Annotated in this window: 23 protein-coding genes, 1 tRNA gene and 1 other RNA gene; 5 read left to right on the top strand and 20 right to left on the bottom strand. The window is 68.5% G+C overall.

What is annotated here, in order from left to right; translation table 11 throughout:
* Positions 1-18: 18 nt before the first annotated feature.
* Positions 19-561, top strand: coding sequence for a hypothetical protein (locus tag EAO79_RS11505; protein WP_124769055.1), 543 nt, complete (start codon positions 19-21; stop codon positions 559-561).
* A gap of 383 nt (positions 562-944) precedes the next feature.
* On the opposite strand, the gene EAO79_RS11500 is transcribed toward EAO79_RS11505, so the two are convergent.
* Positions 945-1,020: transfer RNA gene (locus tag EAO79_RS11500), tRNA-Lys, on the bottom strand.
* 147 nt (positions 1,021-1,167) lie between these two features.
* Between EAO79_RS11500 and EAO79_RS11495 the strand changes: the two genes are divergently transcribed.
* Both EAO79_RS11495 and EAO79_RS11490 read left to right on the top strand, forming a co-directional pair.
* A complete protein-coding gene (locus EAO79_RS11495) occupies positions 1,168-1,971 on the top strand; it encodes an inositol monophosphatase family protein (protein WP_241160860.1) in 804 nt (267 codons plus the stop codon).
* 63 nt (positions 1,972-2,034) lie between these two features.
* Complete coding sequence (locus EAO79_RS11490; protein ID WP_124769054.1) at positions 2,035-3,018, top strand: DNA topoisomerase IB; 984 nt, start codon at positions 2,035-2,037, stop codon at positions 3,016-3,018.
* Here EAO79_RS11490 and EAO79_RS11485 read toward each other — a convergent pair.
* From EAO79_RS11485 to prfB, 12 genes are all read right to left on the bottom strand, one after another.
* The gene (locus EAO79_RS11485) at positions 3,015-3,383 is read right to left on the bottom strand and encodes a hypothetical protein (protein WP_124769053.1); all 369 of its coding nucleotides are present in this window, start codon (positions 3,381-3,383) and stop codon (positions 3,015-3,017) included. The genes EAO79_RS11490 and EAO79_RS11485 overlap by 4 nt on opposite strands.
* 15 nt (positions 3,384-3,398) lie before the next feature.
* The gene (gene mnhG, locus EAO79_RS11480; RefSeq protein WP_085510575.1) at positions 3,399-3,776 is read right to left on the bottom strand and encodes a monovalent cation/H(+) antiporter subunit G; all 378 of its coding nucleotides are present in this window, start codon (positions 3,774-3,776) and stop codon (positions 3,399-3,401) included.
* On the bottom strand, positions 3,773-4,036 hold the full coding sequence (locus tag EAO79_RS11475; protein ID WP_064296237.1) for a monovalent cation/H+ antiporter complex subunit F: 264 nt from the start codon (positions 4,034-4,036) through the stop codon (positions 3,773-3,775). Before EAO79_RS11475 ends, mnhG begins: the two co-directional genes overlap by 4 nt.
* Positions 4,036-4,605 carry a Na+/H+ antiporter subunit E gene (locus EAO79_RS11470; RefSeq protein WP_124769052.1) on the bottom strand — a complete coding sequence of 190 codons (570 nt, stop codon included), beginning with the start codon at positions 4,603-4,605 and terminating at the stop codon, positions 4,036-4,038. The genes EAO79_RS11475 and EAO79_RS11470 overlap by 1 nt, the downstream gene beginning before the upstream one ends.
* Complete coding sequence (locus tag EAO79_RS11465) at positions 4,605-6,173, bottom strand: Na+/H+ antiporter subunit D (RefSeq protein ID WP_079705597.1); 1,569 nt, start codon at positions 6,171-6,173, stop codon at positions 4,605-4,607. Before EAO79_RS11465 ends, EAO79_RS11470 begins: the two co-directional genes overlap by 1 nt.
* Positions 6,170-6,649, bottom strand: coding sequence for an NADH-quinone oxidoreductase subunit K (locus EAO79_RS11460; protein WP_079705596.1), 480 nt, complete (start codon positions 6,647-6,649; stop codon positions 6,170-6,172). Before EAO79_RS11460 ends, EAO79_RS11465 begins: the two co-directional genes overlap by 4 nt.
* Entirely contained in the window at positions 6,646-9,576 is a 2,931-nt protein-coding gene (locus tag EAO79_RS11455; RefSeq protein WP_124769051.1) for a Na+/H+ antiporter subunit A, read from the bottom strand. Before EAO79_RS11455 ends, EAO79_RS11460 begins: the two co-directional genes overlap by 4 nt.
* 137 nt (positions 9,577-9,713) lie before the next feature.
* Positions 9,714-10,082: a transfer-messenger RNA gene (gene ssrA / locus EAO79_RS11450) on the bottom strand.
* Between the two features lie 137 nt (positions 10,083-10,219).
* The gene (gene smpB / locus EAO79_RS11445; protein ID WP_056007115.1) at positions 10,220-10,696 is read right to left on the bottom strand and encodes an SsrA-binding protein SmpB; all 477 of its coding nucleotides are present in this window, start codon (positions 10,694-10,696) and stop codon (positions 10,220-10,222) included.
* 111 nt (positions 10,697-10,807) lie between these two features.
* On the bottom strand, positions 10,808-11,722 hold the full coding sequence (ftsX, locus tag EAO79_RS11440; RefSeq protein WP_064296231.1) for a permease-like cell division protein FtsX: 915 nt from the start codon (positions 11,720-11,722) through the stop codon (positions 10,808-10,810).
* Entirely contained in the window at positions 11,719-13,029 is a 1,311-nt protein-coding gene (ftsE, locus tag EAO79_RS11435; protein ID WP_124769050.1) for a cell division ATP-binding protein FtsE, read from the bottom strand. The genes ftsX and ftsE overlap by 4 nt, the downstream gene beginning before the upstream one ends.
* Positions 13,030-13,128: 99 nt before the next feature.
* On the bottom strand, positions 13,129-14,238 hold the full coding sequence (prfB, locus tag EAO79_RS11430) for a peptide chain release factor 2 (RefSeq protein ID WP_124769049.1): 1,110 nt from the start codon (positions 14,236-14,238) through the stop codon (positions 13,129-13,131).
* A 46-nt stretch (positions 14,239-14,284) separates the two neighbouring features.
* Between prfB and EAO79_RS11425 the strand changes: the two genes are divergently transcribed.
* The gene (locus tag EAO79_RS11425) at positions 14,285-15,553 is read left to right on the top strand and encodes an MFS transporter (protein ID WP_124769048.1); all 1,269 of its coding nucleotides are present in this window, start codon (positions 14,285-14,287) and stop codon (positions 15,551-15,553) included.
* 22 nt (positions 15,554-15,575) lie between these two features.
* Here EAO79_RS11425 and EAO79_RS11420 read toward each other — a convergent pair whose 3' ends face one another.
* From EAO79_RS11420 to EAO79_RS11390, 7 genes are read right to left on the bottom strand one after another with little or no spacing between them, the layout of a single operon-like run.
* Positions 15,576-15,980 (bottom strand): hypothetical protein, encoded by a 405-nt coding sequence (locus EAO79_RS11420; protein WP_124769047.1) that lies wholly within the window; start codon positions 15,978-15,980, stop codon positions 15,576-15,578.
* A 53-nt stretch (positions 15,981-16,033) separates the two neighbouring features.
* A complete protein-coding gene (locus EAO79_RS11415) occupies positions 16,034-16,522 on the bottom strand; it encodes a TadE family protein (RefSeq protein ID WP_124769046.1) in 489 nt (162 codons plus the stop codon).
* Entirely contained in the window at positions 16,497-16,922 is a 426-nt protein-coding gene (locus tag EAO79_RS11410; RefSeq protein ID WP_241160859.1) for a TadE/TadG family type IV pilus assembly protein, read from the bottom strand. Before EAO79_RS11410 ends, EAO79_RS11415 begins: the two co-directional genes overlap by 26 nt.
* Positions 16,906-17,100 carry a hypothetical protein gene (locus EAO79_RS11405; protein WP_124769044.1) on the bottom strand — a complete coding sequence of 65 codons (195 nt, stop codon included), beginning with the start codon at positions 17,098-17,100 and terminating at the stop codon, positions 16,906-16,908. Before EAO79_RS11405 ends, EAO79_RS11410 begins: the two co-directional genes overlap by 17 nt.
* A gap of 13 nt (positions 17,101-17,113) precedes the next feature.
* Positions 17,114-18,052: a type II secretion system F family protein gene (locus tag EAO79_RS11400; protein WP_124769043.1), complete on the bottom strand. Its 939-nt coding sequence runs from the start codon at positions 18,050-18,052 to the stop codon at positions 17,114-17,116.
* Entirely contained in the window at positions 18,049-18,918 is an 870-nt protein-coding gene (locus EAO79_RS11395; RefSeq protein ID WP_124769042.1) for a type II secretion system F family protein, read from the bottom strand. The genes EAO79_RS11400 and EAO79_RS11395 overlap by 4 nt, the downstream gene beginning before the upstream one ends.
* Positions 18,915-20,144 (bottom strand): CpaF family protein, encoded by a 1,230-nt coding sequence (locus EAO79_RS11390; RefSeq protein ID WP_124769041.1) that lies wholly within the window; start codon positions 20,142-20,144, stop codon positions 18,915-18,917. Before EAO79_RS11390 ends, EAO79_RS11395 begins: the two co-directional genes overlap by 4 nt.
* Positions 20,145-20,239: 95 nt before the next feature.
* On the opposite strand from EAO79_RS11390, the gene EAO79_RS11385 reads away from it, so the two are divergent.
* Positions 20,240-20,632, top strand: a complete 393-nt coding sequence (locus tag EAO79_RS11385; protein ID WP_241160858.1) for a ribonuclease inhibitor — start codon at positions 20,240-20,242, stop codon at positions 20,630-20,632.
* Positions 20,633-20,640 lie beyond the last annotated feature (8 nt).

The following is a 20,640-nucleotide window of genomic DNA, read 5'->3' as shown; positions in this document are numbered from 1 at the left end:
TTCGATGAAGGGCCCGCCATGTTCGGTCGCCGACGCCACGCAGCACCAGTCTCCGCATCGAAGCTGACCGAGAAGCAGCTGTTCGACCTCGTCCACGCTCGACTGGCGAGCGAGCTCGGTGCCAACGGTGCCTGGGTGCTGTCGCGCCGCACCCCGAGCTCCGGCGATGAGATCTTCCACGAGGTCTACGCCCAGCAGCTCGCCCACGACATCGCGACGGACATCGACCTCGAGCAGGCTGCGGTGACGGTCCGTGCCGAGGCCGCTCCTGCGCGCGGATGGCGGCTCTGGTCTCGTGGCCAGGAGGAGTCCGCGGTCGACGCCGCCGGCGAGGTCGAGGCCGTCGAAGCCATCGAGCCGACCGTCGCCGAGGAACCTGCGGCCCTCACCGAGACGATCGACGCGCCGTCCGAGGCGGCGGCTGACGACACTGAGCCGACGCTCGTCGAGCGAACCCTCCTCGAGCCGCAGCACTACCCCATCACCGTCTGGGCCGAACCCGAGTTCATCGACGCGAGCCTCGTCAACCCGGTGCCGGCGCGCCGCAGCTCGGTCGCCTGACCGGCCACGCACGTCGACAACGGCCGTCCACTCCGGTGGACGGCCGTTTCGTCGTACCGGGCCGTTGAGCGGGCATGACGCCTCATCGAACCCGAATCGATGAGGCGTCACGGCGCTGGTGGGCACGAATGCCCGACCGTCGCTCTGCTCCGCACGGTGGGGTGACCACGCGGAGGCTTTCGTCGGCAAGGGCAGGACCCGATCCCGCCATGCTGCCGACCCTTCCAGGGTCTCATGCCCGCGCTCTACTCGGTTCCGATGACGCGAATCGGACGGGAGCTGTCGCGAAACGTCACCGGAGCGTTTCGTCGGGCCGTAAGCCCGAACGCGAGTCGAGCCGAAACGCAGAACGGCCCCGTCCGAAGACGAGGCCGTTGCTGGTGTGGTGCACCCCCCCGGACTTGAACCGGGAACCCACTGATTAAGAGTCAGTTGCTCTGCCAATTGAGCTAGAGGTGCGTGGTATCGGAGTGTTCCGAACCGAGATATGACACTAGCACCCAACTGGCCCGGGTGCGAAATCGAGCCGGTCGGCGTGTCGCGGCGGCACGTCGCCGACCCCACGAGCGTCGTTCGATCCGGCCCGCGCGACCCTATCCTGGAGAGGTGACCGAACCCGTGACCGTCTCCCCCGCCGACCTCGATCTCGCGCTCCGGCTCGCCGACGCGGCCGACCGCATCGCGATGGACCGCTTCGAGGCCCGAGACCTCGAGGTCTCCACCAAGCCGGACCGCTCGCACGTCACCGACGCCGACCTCGCCGTCGAACGCGCCATCCGCGGCATCCTCGAGACCGAGCGCCCGGACGACGGCGTGTTCGGCGAGGAGTACGGCGCGCAGGGCCCGACGGATCGGCAGTGGATCGTCGACCCGATCGACGGGACGGCGAACTTCCTCCGCGGCGTCTCGAACTGGGCGACACTCATCTCCCTCGCCGTCGACGGCGTACCTGTCGTCGGCGTCGTGAGCGCACCCGCCATGCACGCCCGCTGGTGGGGTGCCATCGGACACGGCGCGTGGGGCGTCCGGTTCGGCGAGACCACCCCACGCCGGCTGTCCGTCTCGGGGGTCTCCGACCTCGCCGACGCGTCCTTCAGCTTCCAGAGCATCGCGCAGTGGGCCTCGGTCGGGCGGATCCCCCAGCTGCTGGCCCTGTGCGGCTCCCTGTGGCGCGATCGGGCCATCGGTGACATGTGGCCCTACATGCTGCTCGCCGAGGGCTCGATCGACGCCGTGGCCGAATTCGGCGTGCAGGAGTACGACCTGGGCGCCCACGTGCCGATCGTCCTCGAGGCCGGCGGTCGCTTCACGGACATCGACGGCATCGAGACCATCTCCACGCGGAGCTCCCTCGCGACGAACGGGCGCCTGCACGACGCCTTCCTCGCCGAGCTGCCACCCGTCGGCTGACACGAGCGCACGGCACGGCGCAAGCCCGCCGAGCGGTATCCGACCGCGTCGTAGCCTGGGCGGATGGTACGACTGAGGCGCAGCGACGTGAACGGACAGGGCATCCGACGGGTTCGATCCGGGCGCGGTTTCAGTTATCGAATGCCGGACGGTTCGCTCCTCGACGATCAGGAGATCCGGGCACGGATCGACGGCCTGGTGGTCCCTCCGGCGTGGAACGACGTCTGGATCACCCCCTACGCGAACGGGCACATCCAGGCGACGGGGATCGATGCAGCCGGGCGACGGCAGTACCTCTACCACCCGTCGTGGCGCGAGCGTCAGGACCGGAGCAAGTTCGACCGCGCCCTGGCCCTCGCAGAGGCGCTCCCTGCCGCGCGAGGTCGGGTCACCCGGGACCTCCGGCTCGAGGGATACCCGCTGGCACGGGTGTCAGCCGGCGCGTTCCGCATGCTCGACACCGGCTCCCTGCGCGTGGGCGGCGAGCAGTATGCGGAGGCCAACGGCAGTCACGGCCTGTCGACCCTCGAGGGAGCGCACGCTCGTGTGAGCGGCGACACCGTCGCGCTGAAGTTCCCGGCGAAGAGCGGACAGCCCTGGGAGTCCGACATCGTCGACGCCGACCTGGCCTCGCTCATCCGCTCCTTGAAGCGCCGTGGACCGCACGCCCGCCTCCTGGCCTGGAAGGACGGGAACCGGTGGCGCCACCTCCAGGCGAGCCAGATCAACGACTACGTCCGGGCGCTGACGAACGGCGAGTTCACCGCGAAGGACTTCCGGACGCTGCACGGCACCGTCGCGGCCGCGGAGAGCCTGGCGAAGGCCGGACCCGTGCAGAGTAAGACGGCACGCTCGAAGGTCATCGCACAGGCCATGCGCGACGCCGCAGCGGTCCTCGGCAACACCCCGGCGATCGCGAAGTCCAGCTACGTCGACCCGCGGGTCGTCGATCGCTATACGCACGGCGAGACGATCCCTCCGGACGGTCGCGGCTCACCGGAGACGGCGCTCCGTGTCCTACTCGTGGGGACGGACGAATCGTCCTAGCCGTGGTCCTGGTCGTGGGACTCGGTGCCCGCGTCGCGCGACGCCCCGTTCCCCGCGAGGTGCCCCTCGACCTCGGACTCCGGGATGAGCTGTAGCCCTCGCGGGGTGTGCGATGAATCCGAGAGGACCTCGAGCCACGCGCGGTTGAGTTCCGGCGGGCGGCTCCCGAAGAAGCGGAACTGCAGCGGGATGCTCGGGGACAACCAGAGCGACCGTCGTCCCGAACCGTGTTCGGGATCGTTCGCCCAGCTGAGGAAGAAACTCTCCTGTCGGCGCAGCTTCGCCCCGATGACGGCCTTCAGGTGCGCGAGCGCGCGGTCTTCGATCTCGTACTCGTCGCCGGACCCGTAGATGAGCATTCCCATGGGGACATTGTGCCGCTATTCGGGCGTGTGGCCGGGATGTCGTTCCTCGCCGAGTTCTTCGCGTCCCGCGAGCTCGTCGCGGACGAGGACGGCCGCGTCGAAGTTGCCGCTCCGGTACGCCGCCCGGGCGACCATGTGCGCGGAGATCGGCGCGGTGAGGCTCTGGAACACGATGATCGCGATCGCGATCGTGATTGTCCCGACCGTCGGGCTCGAGACGGCGACGTCCGCCATGATCGCGATGAGCCCGAGGATCTGCGGCTTGGTCGCCGCGTGCAGGCGGGACAACACGTCGGGGAAGCGCAGGAGGCCGACGCCGGCGGCGAAGCACATGATCGCCCCGACGAGCACGAGGGCACCGGTGACGATGTCGCGGATCAGCTCGCCGGTCATGCGTCGTCCTGCTTCGACATGAAGCGCGCGACGCTGACCGAGCCGACGATCGCGAACATCGCGAGCGCCAGGAGGACCGGCAGGCCGTCCGTGTGACGGTTGATCGCCATCTCGGCCCCGATCGCGCACATGACGGTGGCGACGAGCACGTCGGAGGCGATCACGCGGTCGAGGAGGCTCGGCCCGCGGATGATCCGGTAGACCGCTGCGAGGGCCGCGGCACCGAACAGCACGGAGACGATGATGATCACGACGAGCATCACTGCCCCCTTCCGATCGAGACGTGGTCATGGTCGTGGCGGAGGGCGTCGGCCTCGGAGCGCGAACCGATCGCGAGGATGAGCCGTCGCTCCGTTCCGAGGACTTCGGCGACGACCTCGTCGATGTCGGCGTCGTCATGCACGTTCAACGCGTGCAGGTAGAGCGTCGACGCCGTGCGGTCGAGGTCGACCACGATCGAGCCGGGGACGATCGAGACCGCCTCCGCCGTCCAGCTCATGATGAGGTCGGAGGTCGTCCGCAGACGGACCGCGATCACCGCGTTACTGGAACGGAACCTCGGCTTGAGGACGAGCCACGCGATCTCCGCACTCGCCCGCACGATGTCGACGAGGAGCTTGCCCAGGAAGATCGCGGTCCACCAGAGGTTGATGCGGCCGCTCAGCTCGACGGCCGGCAGGTAGAACAGGAACGACACCAGCAACGCGACCCCGAGGCCGGTCACGAGGGTGAGCAGGTCGAACATCCCCCAGAGGAGACACCAGAGCAGGATGAGTCCGGCCAGGAGGAGGGCCTGGCTGAACAGTGCGCGACGACGTGACGGTTGCATTACTTCAGGTGCTCCGTTCCGTCGGGGAAGACCGCGGTGATGTAGTTGTCCGGGTCCTCGATGTTCTCAGCGGCCCGCGTGGCCAGTCCGAAGAGCGGCCCCGCGAAGACCGTCAGGGCGAGGGTCAACGCGACCATGCCGGTCGTGGCACCGATCATCGGGCGCGAGATGGTCTTGGTGTCGACCGACCCCGAGTCCTCGGGGCTCTCCGCGAGCTGGTCGAGCAACGGCGAGGAGTATCCGGCGACCTCGTCCTTCCCACGCCAGAAGCCCATGTTCCACACGCGCGCCAGGGCGTACAGGGTCAGGAGCGAGGTCGCGGCTCCGGCGGCGATGAGGATGTACGACAGCGGGTCGCCCAGGGCGACACCCGCCTGGAACAGCCCGATCTTGCCGAGGAAGCCCGAGAACGGCGGGATGCCGCCGAGGTTCATCGCTCCGATGAAGAAGAGCACGCCGACGATCGGCGAGGCCTTCAGGATCCCGCCGAGGCGGGAGATGGAGGTCGTCCCGCCGATCCGCTCGACGAGACCGGTGGTGAGGAACAGCGTGGTCTGGACGACGATGTGGTGGACGATGTAGTAGATCGTCGCGGCGGTACCGGCGACCCCGCCGACGGCGATGCCGAAGATCATGTAGCCGATATGGCTCACCAGAGTGAACGACAACAGTCGTTTGATGTCGGCCTGGGCGACCGCGCCGAAGATGCCGATGAGCAGGGTCAGGAAGGCGATGACCATCAACGGTGTCGCCAGCGGCACGTCCTTGAAGATGAGCGTGTCGGTCCGGATGATCGCGTACACACCGACCTTCGTCAGCAGGCCGGCGAAGACCGCCGTGACCGGCGCCGGCGCGGTCGGGTAGGAGTCGGGCAGCCAGAACGACAGCGGGAACACCGCCGCCTTCACCGCGAACCCGAGCAGCAGTGCGGCGCAGAGGATCGCCTGCACCTCCATCGGCAGGTCGCGCACGCGGTCTGCCACAAGGGCGATCGTCACCGTGCCCGTCGCGCCGTAGATGAGGGCGATCGCGGCGACGAAGAGCAGCGACGACATGAGGCTGATGACGATGTAGGTGACGCCGGCGCGGATCCGTGCTCCGGTGCCGCCCAGGGTGAGGAGCACGTAGCTGGAGGCGAGGAGCATCTCGAAGCCGACGTACATGTTGAAGAGGTCGCCCGCGACGAAGGCGTCGAACAGCCCGGCCGCCAGGACCAGGTAGGTCGGGTGGAAGATCGACACCGGCGTCTCGCGGTCGCCGTCGACGATGCCCTGACCGATGGCGAAGATGAGGACGCCCAGCAGCATCAGGGCCGCGACGAGCAGCATGATCGCCGACAGCCGGTCGACGACGAGCACGATGCCCCACGGCGGGGACCAGCCGCCCAGCTCCACGACGATCGTGCCGCTCTGGTCGACTGCCGCGAGCAGGATCGCGCTGATCACGGTCACCGCGGTGAGCGCGACGACGCTGATCGCCACCTGCGTCTTGCGGCGGTTGCGGAACATGAGCGCGATCGCCGAGCCGATCAGCGGGATCATGACCACGAGCGGGACGAGTGCGTTCATTCGCCTGCCCCCTTCCTGGTCGTGTGACTGTCGTCGCCGTGCTCGTTGCTCTCGTCGAGGACCCGTTGGATGGCCTCGTCGTCCAGGTCGACCTGGTTGAAGACCGCCTCCGTCGCCGCCTCGGTGTCGTCGGCGTGCTCATCGCTGAGGGTGTCACCCTCGTCGCCGAGCTGTGCCAACCACCAGGTCCGGTAGATGAGCGCCAGGATGAAGGCGGTCACACCGAAGTTGATGACGATGGCCGTGAGCATGAGCACCTGCGGCACCGGATCGACCATGCGGTCGTCGGAGGCGGTGCCCGTGACGAGCGGTGCGGTGCCGCTCGGGCCGCTCATGATCAGGATGAGGAGGTTCGTCGCGTTGCCGACGAGCACGAACCCGATGAGGAACCTGGTGAGGCTCCGCTCGAGCATGACGTACACCCCGGTGCCGTACATGACGGCCATCAGGACGACGAGGGTCAGTGAGGCGCTCATTGCTCGGCCTCACTCGCCGAGAACTCGTCCGTACTCTGCTCGTCGATGTCGGCTTCCTCCTGTTGACGGTCGACTTCGGCCCCGAGGCTGCGCAGGATGTCGAGCGCCAGTCCGACGACGACGAGGTAGACGCCGATGTCGAAGATGCTGGACGTGCCGAACGAGAGGTGTCCGAGGATCGGGACGTCGGCCGAGAAGTACGCGGACTGGAGCGCCTCACCGCCGAAGAACAGGGAACCGACGGCCGTCCCCACCGCGAGCAGCAGTCCGACGCCGAGCACCTTGCCCGCATCGATCGGCACGGCTTCGCCGAGCTCGTAGCGTCCGCCGGCGAGATACCGCATCACAAGCGCGAGGCCGGCGAGCAGACCGCCGGCGAAGCCACCACCCGGCTCGTTGTGGCCGACGAAGAGCAGGAAGACGGAGACGACGATCGCCGGGTGGAAGAGGAGCCGCACGAGGACTTCGAGGAGGATCGAACGGTTCGCCTCGGCGATCGCCCGGCCACCGATGAGCCATGAGTGCCGCCCCACCGCGTCGCGAGGTGCTTCCATCTCGCTGTCCGCGAGGTGGGGGTCTGACACGACCTGGGATCGGAGGCCCGGGATCCGTCGACGCCGCGCACCGCTGAGGCGCGGGACCTCGGCGCCCCGCTGTGAGACGAAGAGCAGGCTCGCGATGCCGGTGGCCACCACGACGAGCACGGAGATCTCGCCCATGGTGTCCCAGGCCCGGATGTCGACGAGCATCACGTTGACGATGTTCTTGCCGTGGCCCTCCTCGACGGCGAGCCTGGGCAGCTCGGTCGCAATGCTCTCGGCCTGTCGGGCGCCGAGGGCGATGATCCCGATGAGCCCCATGACCAGGCCGGTCAGCGTGCCGATGACGACCCGACGGACGCGGTGGACCGGGGCGTTGCGCTGGGCGATCTTGGCCGGGAGTCGGCGGAGCACGAGGACGAACACCACGATCGTGATCGTCTCGACGAGGGCCTGGGTCAGCGCGAGGTCGGGAGCGCCGTGCAGGGCGAACAGCGCGACGAGCCCGAACCCGGTGACGCCGACGAGCAGCACGGCGGCCATGCGCTGCTTCGCCCGGGCGGCCGCGATCGCCGCGGTCGCCATGATGAAGGCGATGGCCACCTGGGCGGGGTAGTCCCACAGCCGGATCTCACTCGGCCAGGCGCGCCCGAGGAGGGCGATCGTGCCGAGGGTCAGGACGAAGACCACGAGGATGGTGGACAGGTACTGGACGAGCCCGCCGCGCTGGGCGAACAGGGTAACCTTCGCGGAGAGCCGGTCGATGCCCTGGGTCGCCGCCCAGTACCCCTTCGAGGAGTCGATGAGGGGTGGCAGGCGGTCCTGCAGACGCGCGACCGGGAGCCTCCAGCGGAAGAGCAGCAGACCGAGCAGCACGACGACGGCCGAGATGCCGAGCGCCGGCTCGAGGCCGTGCCAGAGCGCGAGGTGGTAGTCGCCCTCCCCCACGGAGTCCGCGTAGGGCGCGAGCACCGTATCGATGGGCTTCGTCGCGAAGCCGAGAGCGATGGTCGCGACGGCGAGGATGCCCGGCGCGATCATGATCGTTCCGGATTCGGCATGCAGTTCGGTCGGCGCGGCGCCGCGCCGGTCTCCGAAGGCACCCCAGAGGAACCGGGCGCTGTACGCGACGGTCAACACGGACCCGACGGCGGTCCCGATGATCGCGACCCAACCCCACACGTCACCCTCGAGCGCGCCCTCCAGCAGCGAGGTGAAGACGGCCTCCTTCGCGACGAACCCGAAGAGCGGTGGGATGCCGGCCATCGACGCGACCGCGATCGCCGCGATGACGGCGAGCACCGGCGTCTGACGCCCGAGACCGGAGAGGTGCCTCCAGTCACGCGTCCCAGCGCGGTGGTCGATGATGCCGACGACGAGGAAGAGTGCCGCCTTGTAGATGGCGTGAGCAAGCAGGAGCGCGACGGCGGCCAGGGCCGAATCACGGGTGCCGTACCCCGAGATGACCATGAGGAATCCGAGTTGGCTCACCGTCCCGTAGGCCAGGACCAGCTTGAGGTCGTACTGACGCAGCGACCGCCAGGCACCGGCGACCATGGTGAGGACACCCAGGCCGACGAGCATCGCGTCCCAACCCGGGGTGTCGGCGTAACCGGGAGCGAGTCTCGCGACGAGGTAGATCCCGGCCTTCACCATCGCCGCAGCGTGCAGGTATGCGCTCACGGGCGTCGGTGCGGCCATCGCGGCCGGCAGCCAGAAGTGGAACGGCACGAGCGCCGACTTCGAGATCGCGCCGACGAGGATGAGGAGGATGGCGACGGTGGTCGCGGGGCCGGTCAGACCCTGCTCGACGATCGAGGCGAGCGAGGTGCTCTGCGCCTGCACGGAGATCATGATGACGCCCACGAGCATGACGAGCCCGCCGAAGGTCGTCACCAGGAGCGCCTGGAGCGCGGCACCGCGACTCTCCTTGCGATCGGTGTAGTGCCCGATGAGCAGGTAGGAGAGCACACTCGTGATCTCCCAGAACATGAACATGACGATGATGTCGTCGGCGGTCACGAGACCGAACATCGTGCCGGCGAAGGCGAAGAGGAGCGCGGCGAAGCGACCGAGGCCGGGCTCGGTCGAGGAGAAGTAGCGGCCGCAGTAGAGCAATACGAGAGCACCGACGCCGGTGACCACGAGGGACAGCAGCCAGGCGAGCGTGTCCATCCGGAACGAGAGCGCGATGCTCAGTTGCGGGATCCACTCGATCGTCTCGACGACCGTGCCGCCGGCCGTGACCGTGCCGGTTTGGAAGAGCGTCCAGACGAATGCCGCCGCGGGCATACACGCGATGAAGTAGAAGACCTTCGTCGACAGCACTCGAGTGAGTGTGGGCGTGGCGACGGCGATCGCAGCAAAAACAAGCAGGATTGTCGCCATGCAGGTCTCCCGGGTGGTGGCGGCCTCTGGACTCCCAGGTTAGCAGCCCGTCGGTACCCCTCCGACCCCAGGAACGACGACAGGCCCCCGCCGAAGCGGGGGCCTGTCGTCGACTCGGCAGCGTGTGACAACGTCCGGAGTGGAGATGGGGGGAATTGAACCCCCGTCCACTGCTGTGATTCTGCGCCTTCTACGGGCGTATCCCTTAATGCGTTCTACTCGGCCCCGACCATTGACAAGGGCATCTTGGTCGACGGGCCCAGCCGAAGAAAAGTCCCGGATGACGTCGCGGCTCCGTCATCCAGCAAGTCCCCTAGATGACGCCAGGATCCGAGACGGGGACACGCTCGGTCTGACGGACTATCGGGCTCGCTTAAGCAGCGAGGGCGAAGTCAGTGCGCTTAGAGTTGGCACTTGTTGTTTTGCAGAGATCGTTAACGAGATAACCCTGCATCCTCGACCCGCTTCTCGCAGTTTCGCAGGCAATGTCGAAACCGATCATCCCCATGGACTCAGCGCCTCGGAGTACGAGGCGAAGAGGGTCGTTGTCACACGCTGTCGAGTTGTCAATCCACCGCGAGCGGTGGACGAGCACCTTGCGGTGCAGCTTTCAAGTGTACCGCGCCGAGGTGGCGCCTGTCACCTATTCGCCGAGACGGTTCCTGGTGGCCATCGCACGCGCGGCCTCACGGGTGTCCTGCTTCTCGCGCAGGGCATGCCGCTTGTCGTATTCCTTCTTGCCCTTCGCCACGGCGATCTCCACCTTGGCCTTGCCGTCCTTGAAGTAGATCTTCAACGGCACGAGGGTGAAACCACCGGGGGCGATCTTGTGGGCGATCTTGTCGATCTGCTCGCGGTGCAGCAGCAGCTTGCGCTTGCGCCGCGGCGGGTGGTTCGTCCACGTGCCCTGGCCGTACTCGGGGATGTGTACCGCGTCGAGCCACGCCTCACGGCGGTCGATGAAGGCGTACCCGTCGACGAGCGACGCCCGCCCGGCTCGCAGCGACTTCACCTCGGTACCCGTCAAGACCATGCCGGCCTCGTAGGTGTCCTCGATCGTGTAGTCGTGGCGGGCCTTGCGGTTCGTGGCCACGACGTTCTCGCCCCGTTCCCTCGGCACGGTGTACTCCTGACGTTCTGGTTCGGATCCATCGGAACGGACCGGCCGCGATCGCGGCAGCCTGTCAGTCTAACGCAGAGCGAGCGGTGCGGTGGCCGCACTGCCTCCCCGCTAGACCTTGAGGTACCGCGAGATCGCGAAGTTGGCCGAGATCGCCGCCAACAGCACGCCGACGAGCAGCAGGATCGGGAGGACCACGAAGGCGTCACCGAGATCGACGAAGTTGACGTACCGCATGCGGTCCGCCAGGTATCCCTGGACGAACACCTGGACGATGGTGATCACCGCCCCGGCCGCGAGGATGGAGCCGATGAGCGCGGCGAACACACCCTCGAGGATGAACGGTGTCTGGATGAACCGGTTCGATGCACCCACCAATCGCATGATGCCGAGTTCCCGGCGTCTCGAGTACGCCGACAATCGGATGGTCGTCGCGATCAGCAGGGCTGCGGCGACCAGCATGAGTGCTGCGATCCCGATCGCCGTGTAACTGGCGATGTTCAGGACCGAGAAGATCTGGTCGAGGTACTGGCGTTGATCCGTCACCTGCTCCACGCCCGCGACGCCGGAGAACGCCTCGACGAGCACGTCGGACTGCGAGGCGTCCTTCATGTTCACCCAGAAGGTCTCGGGCAGCTGGTCCGCCGTGACGAACTGTGCGATGTCGTTGCCCTTGAACTGCTCTTGGAAGTTCGTGAACGCCTGCGCCTGGTCCTCGAAGTAGAACTTGTCCACGAAGGGTGCGAGGGTCGACGACTCCAAGGCGCTCTGGACGGCAGCGCGCTGCTCCTCGGTCGCGGCGCCGGCGGCGCAGGTGTCGCCCGCGCTGTCGGCGGTGCAGAGGTAGATCGCGACCTGTGCGCGGTCGTACCAGTAGTTCTTCATCTGGCCGATCTGCATCTGCAGCAGGACGGCCGTACCGACGAAGGTGAGCGAGATGAACGTCACGAGCACGACGGAGACGACCATCGAGACGTTGCGACGCAGGCCGTTCCAGACCTCGGACCAGATCAGAGCGAGTCTCACTTGGTCGGCCCCACGTTCTGCTCTCCGTCTTCAGTGCCGCGCGCCGCGGCACGCAGACCGAGTCGCTCGGCGAGCGACAGGTGTTCGACCTCGATCGGGTCGATCTCGTTGCGTGCCGGGAGCCCGATGGGGCCCGTGGCGTTGCTCAGGCGTTGCGGAGGCGCGACCTCCGGGACCGCAGCCGCCGGTGGCACGGCGGGCTCCGCTTCCGGCGTCGTCGGCTCGGCCTCGGGCGCTTCCGGTGTCGATTCCTCGGCCCGCGTCGCCGGGGTCTCAGGCTCGGCGACGGAAGCCGCGGCCGATTCCTGGATCGGCGTCGAGCCGGACACCCGGGTGACGACCTCGTCGGTGTCGGCCCGCGGCGTGGTCTTGCGCGAGACCGCGGCGGGCGCGGTCGGCGCGGCTGGAGCGGTCGGCGTGGTCGCGGTTGCGGCGACCGCGGCTGCGGCCACGGCACTCGTCGTGGGCTCGGAGCTGGCAGCGACGGACGACGTCGTGGTCGTCACCGGAACCGAGGAGGTCTCGACGGCGGGCGCGACCGGGGTCGAGGCCGTTGCGGGAGCTGTCTGTGCCGACGGGACGGCAGCCTTGGAGGATCCTCTGACGAGACCCGGGATGGCCGCGGTCGTGCCGTATCCACCGTGGCGTTCGTCACGGACGATCTGGCCGTCCTGCAGCTCGATCACACGACGCTGCATCTGGTCGACGAAGCCGGCCTCGTGCGTGGCCATGACGACCGTCGTCCCACCGGCGTTGATGCGCTCCAGCAACTGCATGATGCCGGCGCTGGTGGCGGGGTCGAGGTTACCGGTCGGTTCGTCGGCGAGCAGGATCTGCGGCTTGTTGACGATCGCGCGGGCGATGGCGACGCGCTGCTGCTCACCACCGGACAGCTCGTGCGGCAGGCGCTGCGCCTTGCCGTCGAGTCCGACCATCTTGAGGACGTCGGGGACGGCCTCCTGGACGAAGCCGCGCGACTTGCCGATCACCTGGAGGGTGAAGGCGACGTTCTGGTAGACCGTCTTGCTCGGCAGCAGTCGGAAGTCCTGGAACACGACCCCGAGGCTGCGCCGGAAGTACGGCACCTTGCGGTTCGAGATGGAACCGAGGTCGTGGCCGAGCACATGGATCTTGCCCTTGCTCGGCTTGTCCTCCTTGAGCATCAGGCGGAGGCAGCTCGACTTCCCCGATCCCGAGGCACCGACGAGGAAGATGAACTCTCCCCGGAGGATTTCGAAATCGACGTCGTTGAGCGCGGGACGCGAGGTTCCCGGATACTTCTTGGAGATGTGATCAAACCGAATCATGGCTCCTTGAGCTTAAGGAGCGACCTGCCGATTACGGGCAGGACACGCCCGCGATCCGTACCCTGTACGAGGGCTGGGCGAACACTATGCCGCGGTGCGCTACTCCGGCTTCGACATGGACCGCCAGCGGATGCCCGCCGCGATGAACCCGTCGAGATCGCCGTCGAACACCGCTGCGGGGTTCCCCTGCTCGTGCTCCGTCCGCAGGTCCTTGACCATCTGGTACGGCGCGAGCACGTAGGAGCGCATCTGGTCGCCCCAGCTCGCCGTGATGGTGCCGGCCAGCTCCTTCTTCGTCGCGGCCTCCTGCTCCTTCTGGATGAGGAGGAGTCGCGACTGGAGCACGCGCATGGCCGCGGCGCGGTTCTGGATCTGGCTCTTCTCGTTCTGCATCGAGACGACCGTGCCGGTCGGCAGGTGGGTGATGCGAACGGCGGAGTCGGTCGTGTTGACCGACTGTCCACCAGGGCCGCTGGACCGGAAGACGTCGACACGGATGTCCGATTCGGGGATCTCGACGATCTCCGTCTCCTCCATGAGCGGGATGACCTCGACGGCGGCGAAGCTCGTCTGACGCTTGCCGGCGGCACCGAAGGGGCTCATGCGCACCAGGCGGTGCGTGCCCGCTTCGACGCTCAACGTGCCGAAGGCGTACGGTGCGTCGACCTCGAAGGTGGCCGACTTGATGCCGGCCTCCTCCGCGTAGCTCGTATCCATGACGGTGACCGGGTACTTGTGCTGCTCGGCCCACCGCAGGTACATGCGGAACAGCATGTCGGCGAAGTCGGCGGCGTCCACACCGCCGGCACCGGCGCGGATGGTGACGACGGCGGGGCGCGGGTCGTACTCGCCGCTCAGCAGCGTCTGCACCTCGAGGTCGCCGAGCACCTTCTGCAGGCTGATGAGCTCCTGGCGGGCCTCGTCGGCCGACTCCTCGTCCTGGGCGTCGGTCGCGAGTTCGATGAGCACCTCGAGGTCGTCGAGCCGGTTCGCGATGCTGGTGATGCGGGCGAGCTCGGACTGACGGTGGCTGAGCGCGCTCGTCACCTTCTGCGCGTTCGTCGTGTCGTCCCAGAGATCCTGGGCACCCGCCTGCTCGCTCAGCGTCGCGATCTCGGCTTCGAGACGGTCGACGTCGACGACGGTGCGGATGTCGTCGAAGGTCGAGCGGAGGGTACTGATCTGTGTGGAGAGGTCCAAGTCAAACATTTGGCTTCAGCCTACCGCGCAGGGCCGCGGGCGTACGATCGAGGGGATGACTTCCGACGAACGCCCGTTCCAGCTGCGCTCCGTGGCCGTCTCGGTCTTCCTCCCCACGCTGTTGTTCTCGATCGGTGAAGGCGCCATCATCCCGATCATCCCGGCCGTCGCCGGGAACCTGGGGGCGACGCTCGCCGTCGCAGGCGTCATCTCCTCACTCATCATGCTCGGCGAACTCGTCGGCGACGTCCCGTCAGGGTGGATCGTCAGTCGGATCGGCGAACGCTTCGCGATGATGTGGGCGGCGCTGCTCGCGGTCGTCGGGGTCGCGACGGCTGCCATCTCCCCCAATCCGTTCGTCCTTGCCGTGGGCATCTTCTGTATCGGGCTCGCGACCGCCGTGTTCGGTCTGGCACGGCACGCGTTCATGACGACGTACGTGCCGATGCGGTACCGGGCGAGGGCGCTCTCCTCCCTCGGCGGTGTCTTCCGCGCCGGCACGTTCATCGGACCGTTCCTGGCCGCAGGCGTCATCCACCTCACCGGGACGTCGCAGGCGGCGTTCTGGGTGATGGTCATCTGCTGCGCTGGCTCCGCGATCACCCTGCTCGTCCTCCCCGACCCGGCGGAGATGTTCGGGCGACCGCCGTCGACGCGCACCGCCGACGGCGAGGAGCGGACCGGGGGTGAGGAGCTCGCGTCCGAGGAGTCGAGCGGCCTCATCGCTTCGATCCGCGCGCACGGCGCGGTCCTCACCAGGATGGGGACGACCGCCGCACTCGTCGGCGCCCTGCGCTCCTGCCGCGCAGTCCTGCTCCCCCTGTGGGCCGTGAGCATCGGCGTCTCGGAGACGGACACGGCGCTCATCATCGGCGTCGTCGGCGCGGTGGAGTTCGCCCTCTTCTACGCCAGCGGTCAGGTGATGGACCGCTGGGGGCGGATCTGGACCGCCGTCCCGTCGATGATCGGGCTGGGCTCCGGGTTCATCGTCCTGGCCTTCACGCACGACCTCGATGAAGCGCGGGTCTGGTTCATCGCCGTCGCCCTCGTGCTGGCACTCTCCAACGGCCTCGGCAGCGGCATCCTCATGACCCTCGGCTCCGACCTCGCGCCACCGGACCGACCCGCGCCGTTCCTCGGCGCCTATCGCTTCCTGGGCGACGCGGGCACCGCCGCCGCTCCACTGGCGATGTCCGGGATCACCGCGGCTGCGTCGATCTCCCTCGCCGCCGGCACCATCGGCGGTGTCGGGCTCATCGGAGCGTTCCTCCTCTTCCGGTTCATACCCCGGTTCATCGACCGCGGCACGCGCCCGTTCCCCTGATCGTCGGGGGGCCCGTCCGCCGTCACCAGAAGACACTCCGAGCACTCGCGGTCGCCTCGATCCGGAGGCCCTGCGGGACGAACAGCGTCAGCATCGGCGGCCGCCAGTCCGACGCCAGCGAGACCTCCGCGCTCCGACCGTCCGGGGTCCGCGCCGCGACGATCTCGACGCCGGTGAGCGCACCCGCACCACCGGTGATGAGGTCGTCGCGTGCACTCGAACGGACCGAGTCGTCGTCGAGGACGGGGCGGACGGTCCCGTCCGGCTGGAACGTGACGTCGTCGATGGAGAAGGACTCCGCAGCGGTGACTGCCAGTCGGTCGGCGAGGTCGAGGAGCCGCTTGTGCTCCACGTACAGGGACGTGGCGGCGCTCCCGACGAGGACCACGGCGAGCGCCACCACGGCGAATCCGATGGTCAGGAGCATGGTGGACCCGTCCTCCTCGCCGACGTCCAGATGTCGTCGTCCGCCCGGCTCCCTCACTCCGCCTCGCCGAATCGGTCATCGAACCGCGAGATCGGTGCCGTGGCGACGCCGGTCACGGGGACCGCGGCCTGCACGCCGATGATCTCGGGCATCAGCGGCAGGACGACGAGGATGTCGACGGTGACCGTGACGGCACCGCCGCGCTGCCCACACGGGAGGCCGGCTGGTGCGCAGTCGAGCGTGACGGACGACTGGGACCGGTCGAGCCCGAAATCGTCGAGCGCGAGTGCGAGCGAGTCCTCGACGCGTTCGCGACCCGTGGCGTCGTCGTCGGCCCGCGCGTAGAGTTTCGCCGCCTGCGCCGCGGCCCCGCCGGCCGCGAGCACCGCGGCCTGCACCTCGGCGAGCGCGACGATGAGATAGACGATCGGCACGAGGAGGACCAGACCGACGGTGATGAACTCGAGGGAGGCCGAACCGTCGTCGTCCAGCGCGGTCGGTCGGCGACGCAGCTCATCACTCGAGTGTCTCGAGGACCGCATGACCCTCCACCTCCAACACGCCGGGCAGACCGATCAAGCCCACGACCGGAAGCGGTGCGCGGACGGTCACGGTGACGACGCTTGCTCCGCGATGATCGGCCAGCGTGGCGCCGACGTCACCCGTGTAGCCCTCCCCCACGGCGACGGCGATGAGCTGGCGTGCTCGGTCGGCGCCGTCGAGCAGTTCGGTGTCGGCCAACGCGCCGAGCCGGGCACCCTCCGCCGCCGCGTCGATGAGCGTGTTCCGGACGTGGAGGGCGAGCGCGAGCTGGACCACGGACATCATCAGGACGGTGAGGATCGCTCCGACGAACACGAACTCGGCGACGGCTGATCCGTCCTCGCCGCGCACGAGCCTCTTCCGCCATCCGCCGATCTCGGGCTCAGATGCCGGAGACACGGTCGATGGCCTGTTCGAACACCTGCGTGAGCGCCGGGCCGGCGACACCCCAGATGAGGAGGACGAGCCCGGCCGTCATGAGCGTGATGAGGACCCAGCCGGGGACGTCGCCGCGCTCCTCGGTGAAGAGGGAACGACTCCGGTTGAGCGTGCGGTCGAGGAAGGAGGGGGAGGACATGTGGAACCTTTCGTCAGAAGCCGGTCCGGAGCACGAATACCCCGGGGAACACGGCGATGATGATGGACAGTGGCAGGATCAGGAAGACGAGGGGCACGAGCATCGCGACCTCCTTCTTCCCGGCGGATTCGAGGAGACGGCGCTTGGCGGTGTCGCGTCCGTCGTGTGCGTGGTCGAGGAGCACGGCAGCGACCGGTGTGCCGCGTTCGAGCGCACCGAGGATCTGGTCGACGCATCGCGACAGCATCGGCATCGCGAGTCGTGCCTCGAACTGCCGGAGTGCGGCGGCGAACGGGATACCGGTGGAGACGTCCGCCATCACCCGGCGGAACTCCCTGCCGAGCTCCCCGCTGGACCCGATGCGCGCCACGCGGTCCATAGCGTCCGTGATCGCTTCGCCCGCCGCGAGACTCAGACTGAGGAACTCGAGCACCGTCGGCAGCTCCTCTTCGATCCGCGCGAGGCGGCGACTGGCGGCGAGCGCCAGCAGCTGGTCGCGGAGGACGATCCCGGCCACCGCCCCGACCGCGGGAAGCGGTGCTGCGAACGGGAGCGGGAGCCGACCGTTGCTGAAGGAGAACACGGCGAGCGCCGCGGCGACCGCGAAGCCGCCGAGCCCCCAGAGGAGTTGCAGCAGTCGGTACCGCTCCAGCGTCGGTCCCCCGGCTTGACCCAATCGACGGATGACGAGTTCCTGATCGGCGCCGACCAGGCCGAGCGACCATCGAACGGCGCGGAGGACCGGGACCAGCAGGGTCCCGAGGACCGGTAGCGGGTCGGTCGAGCGGCGCGCGGCTTGTGAGCGGGCGTCGCTGGAGAGGTCGGCGACATAGGGGGCGATGCGGTCCGCGAGCCGCGGTCGTCCGAGTGCCGGCAGGAGCATCGCGAGCGCCCAAAGGCCGACCCCGAGGATCGCTCCGAGGCTGACGGCCCACGCTCCGTCTGCACTCACCGGAACCACCGTCGTTCGGGCTGGAGGCGTCCGACACGGAGCATCGCCTGGTAGGCGAGAGCGGAGACCACGACGCCGGCGATGATCAGGACCGCCCCCTCCCGGGAGTTGTAGGCGGCCGAGGCCTCCGGCCGGGACGACAGGAGCAGGAGGATCGCCCAGGGTGCCGCGACGCCCAGCCTGGCGGCGTTCACCACCCAGGACTGTCGCGCCTCGGCCTCGGCTCGGATGGCCGACTCCTCACGGAGCCCCGCGGACAGCGCTCGGAGCACCGCCGGCAGTTCCGTGCCTCCCACGTCGCGGGCCATGCGCACCGTCTCGAGGATGCGGTCGGCGACCGGGTCGGCGAGCGCGGTCTTCAGGTCGTCGATGCCGTCGGCGAAGCGGCCGGCAGCACGGTAGTCGGCGCTGAACGCGGCGAACGCCGGGCGGAGCGGTGCGGGTCCGACGGTGTCGAGCGCGGCCACCGCATCCGGGAGCGAGAGCCCTGACCGGATCGCGGACAACAGGTGGTCCACGACATCCGGCCACAGTCCCCGCTGCAGGCGACGTCGAGAGGTGGCACGGGCTCGGAGCACGATCACCGGGGCGATGAGACCGGCGACGGCGACGACGGCGCTCAACGGCAGGACACGGCAGAGCGCCTGGACCACCGCGCCGGAGACGAAACCGGCGAGGACGGAGACCACGATGGCGGCCGCCCAGTACCGACCGGGCAGACCGGCCAGGATCAGGAGTTCACGGAGCGCAGCGACCGGCCTCCACCGCTCCAGGGTGTCGCGCAGCGGCTCCGGGTCCGGCCACCACCAGGGTGCGACGGTGAGGAGGAGGCCTGCGGCGAGGACCGCTCCGACGACGAGACTCATCGCTCGCCGACGGCGAGGATCGAGGCGAGCGAGATCCCGGCCGCACGGTACTTGGCGTCGTTCAACGGGAAGCGACCGGTGGCGCGGAGCTCTCCGTCTCGCTGCTCGAAGAGGGTGGAGGCCTCGATCGTGTGGGACTCCCCTCTCCCGCCGACCGCGATGATCTCCGCCACCCGTCGGCGTCCGGATCGGTCGAGCTCGCAGTGCACGACGAGGTCGACACATGATGCGACGGCCGGGCGCACGAACCCCGAGTCGATGTTCCGGCCAGCCAGCAGTGGCAGCGTGCAGAGCTTGCCGATCGCGTCGCGCGCGGAGTTCGCGTGGATACTGCAGAGCCCGGGCAATCCGCTGTTGAGGGCGATCAGGAGGTCGAGGCTCTCCGCCTCCCGGACCTCGCCGACGACGATGCGGTCCGGCCGCATCCGAAGCGCCTCCTTGATGAGCCGTCGGAGGGTGATCTCTCCCGTGCCCTCGAGGCTGGCCTGCCGGCACTGCATCGCGACGACGTCGCGGTTGCCTGGCGCGAGCTCGAAGGTCTCCTCGACGGTGACGATGCGGAGGGCCGGGTCCAATGAGGCGATGAGGGCGCCGAGCATCGTGGTCTTGCCGGCTTGCGTCGCGCCCGACACGAGCAGGTTCGCCCCCGCGGTCATGCTCGCGCGCAGGAACTCGGCGGCCTGATAGCTGATCGACCCTGCGGCCACCAGCTGACCGAGATCACGGATCCGTGCGGAGAACTTGCGGACGTTGATGGACATGTGCCGACGCGTGACGTCGGGGATGACGACGTGCAACCGCGAGCCGTCCGGAAGCGAGGCGTCGACGAACGGGTTCGCGAGATCCACCCGTCGTCCAGTGGCGCGCAGCATCCGCTCCACGAGATCGCGGACGTCGCCCTCGCCGAGGACCACGTCCGTCAGCTCTGACACCCCGCCGCGGGCGACGAACACCTTGGTCGGCTCGTTGATCCAGATCTCCTCGACACTCGGATCGTCGAGCAGCGGCTGGATCGCGCCGAACCCCGTCACCGCGGCGAGCACCTCGCTCGTCATCCCGTGCTCATCGTCGATGAGCGGCGTCGTGTCGTTCAACGCCCGCTCGTTGTAGCGACGCACCTCCTCGCGGGCGATCCGCCCCGCTCCCCCACGCCGACCCGGCTCCCCGAACTCCTCACGCACCCGATCGCGCACGCGCGCCGTGATGATCTCCGCCGCTGTCCCCATGCCGCCATCCTGACGAACACCGGCCACACCCCGCAGAAGTTATCCACAGCACCCCCGCTCGACGCGTCACCGACCGGTCACTAGGCTCGGGGACCGTGCCGACCACCTTCCGCATCGACGGCTCCCGCATCCACGACATCTTCTCGTTCTACGCGGTGATGAACGAGCTGGTGATGCAGGACGAGGACTGGGATCTCGGCCCGAGCCTCGACGCCCTCGACGACGTCCTCTACGGCGGGATCGGCTCGCTCCGCGATCTCGACGACGTGCACTTCGTCTGGACGGAGCACGACGCGAGCCGCGCCGCACTCGGCGTCACGGCCACCCGCGCCTGGTTACAGGAGAAGCTCGAGCGGGGCACACCGTTCGACACGGCTCGGATCACCGCGCAGCTCGACGACCTCGACGCCGGCCGCGGCAAGACCTACTTCGACCTGCTCCTCGAGGTCTTCGCCGGCCACCCGGACATCCGACTCGAACTCGCCTGACCAGGTGT

This window comes from Plantibacter sp. PA-3-X8, assembly GCF_003856975.1.
Classification (GTDB): Bacteria; Actinomycetota; Actinomycetes; order Actinomycetales; family Microbacteriaceae; genus Plantibacter; species Plantibacter auratus.
Note: the sequence above shows the minus strand (reverse complement) of the source record. Positions and strands in the feature narration are given on the sequence as shown.

Excerpts from the sequence above, each read along its gene's own strand:
- EAO79_RS11455 (WP_124769051.1), bottom strand. The coding sequence starts at position 9,576 with ATGGCGACAATCCTGCTTGTTTTTGCTGCGATCGCCGTCGCCACGCCC.
- EAO79_RS11460 (WP_079705596.1), bottom strand. The coding sequence starts at position 6,649 with ATGAGCGCCTCACTGACCCTCGTCGTCCTGATGGCCGTCATGTACGGC.
- EAO79_RS11475 (WP_064296237.1), bottom strand. The coding sequence starts at position 4,036 with ATGCTCGTCGTGATCATCATCGTCTCCGTGCTGTTCGGTGCCGCGGCC.
- EAO79_RS11405 (WP_124769044.1), bottom strand. The coding sequence starts at position 17,100 with ATGTCCTCCCCCTCCTTCCTCGACCGCACGCTCAACCGGAGTCGTTCC.
- EAO79_RS11505 (WP_124769055.1), top strand. The coding sequence starts at position 19 with ATGTTCGGTCGCCGACGCCACGCAGCACCAGTCTCCGCATCGAAGCTG.
- EAO79_RS11420 (WP_124769047.1), bottom strand. The coding sequence starts at position 15,980 with ATGCTCCTGACCATCGGATTCGCCGTGGTGGCGCTCGCCGTGGTCCTC.
- mnhG (WP_085510575.1), bottom strand. The coding sequence starts at position 3,776 with ATGACCGGCGAGCTGATCCGCGACATCGTCACCGGTGCCCTCGTGCTC.
- EAO79_RS11470 (WP_124769052.1), bottom strand. The coding sequence starts at position 4,605 with ATGCAACCGTCACGTCGTCGCGCACTGTTCAGCCAGGCCCTCCTCCTG.
- EAO79_RS11465 (WP_079705597.1), bottom strand. The coding sequence starts at position 6,173 with ATGAACGCACTCGTCCCGCTCGTGGTCATGATCCCGCTGATCGGCTCG.
- EAO79_RS11425 (WP_124769048.1), top strand. The coding sequence starts at position 14,285 with ATGACTTCCGACGAACGCCCGTTCCAGCTGCGCTCCGTGGCCGTCTCG.
- EAO79_RS11490 (WP_124769054.1), top strand. The coding sequence starts at position 2,035 with ATGGTACGACTGAGGCGCAGCGACGTGAACGGACAGGGCATCCGACGG.
- ftsE (WP_124769050.1), bottom strand. The coding sequence starts at position 13,029 with ATGATTCGGTTTGATCACATCTCCAAGAAGTATCCGGGAACCTCGCGT.
- EAO79_RS11395 (WP_124769042.1), bottom strand. The coding sequence starts at position 18,918 with ATGAGTCTCGTCGTCGGAGCGGTCCTCGCCGCAGGCCTCCTCCTCACC.
- prfB (WP_124769049.1), bottom strand. The coding sequence starts at position 14,238 with ATGTTTGACTTGGACCTCTCCACACAGATCAGTACCCTCCGCTCGACC.
- EAO79_RS11390 (WP_124769041.1), bottom strand. The coding sequence starts at position 20,144 with ATGGGGACAGCGGCGGAGATCATCACGGCGCGCGTGCGCGATCGGGTG.
- EAO79_RS11415 (WP_124769046.1), bottom strand. The coding sequence starts at position 16,522 with ATGCGGTCCTCGAGACACTCGAGTGATGAGCTGCGTCGCCGACCGACC.
- EAO79_RS11485 (WP_124769053.1), bottom strand. The coding sequence starts at position 3,383 with ATGGGAATGCTCATCTACGGGTCCGGCGACGAGTACGAGATCGAAGAC.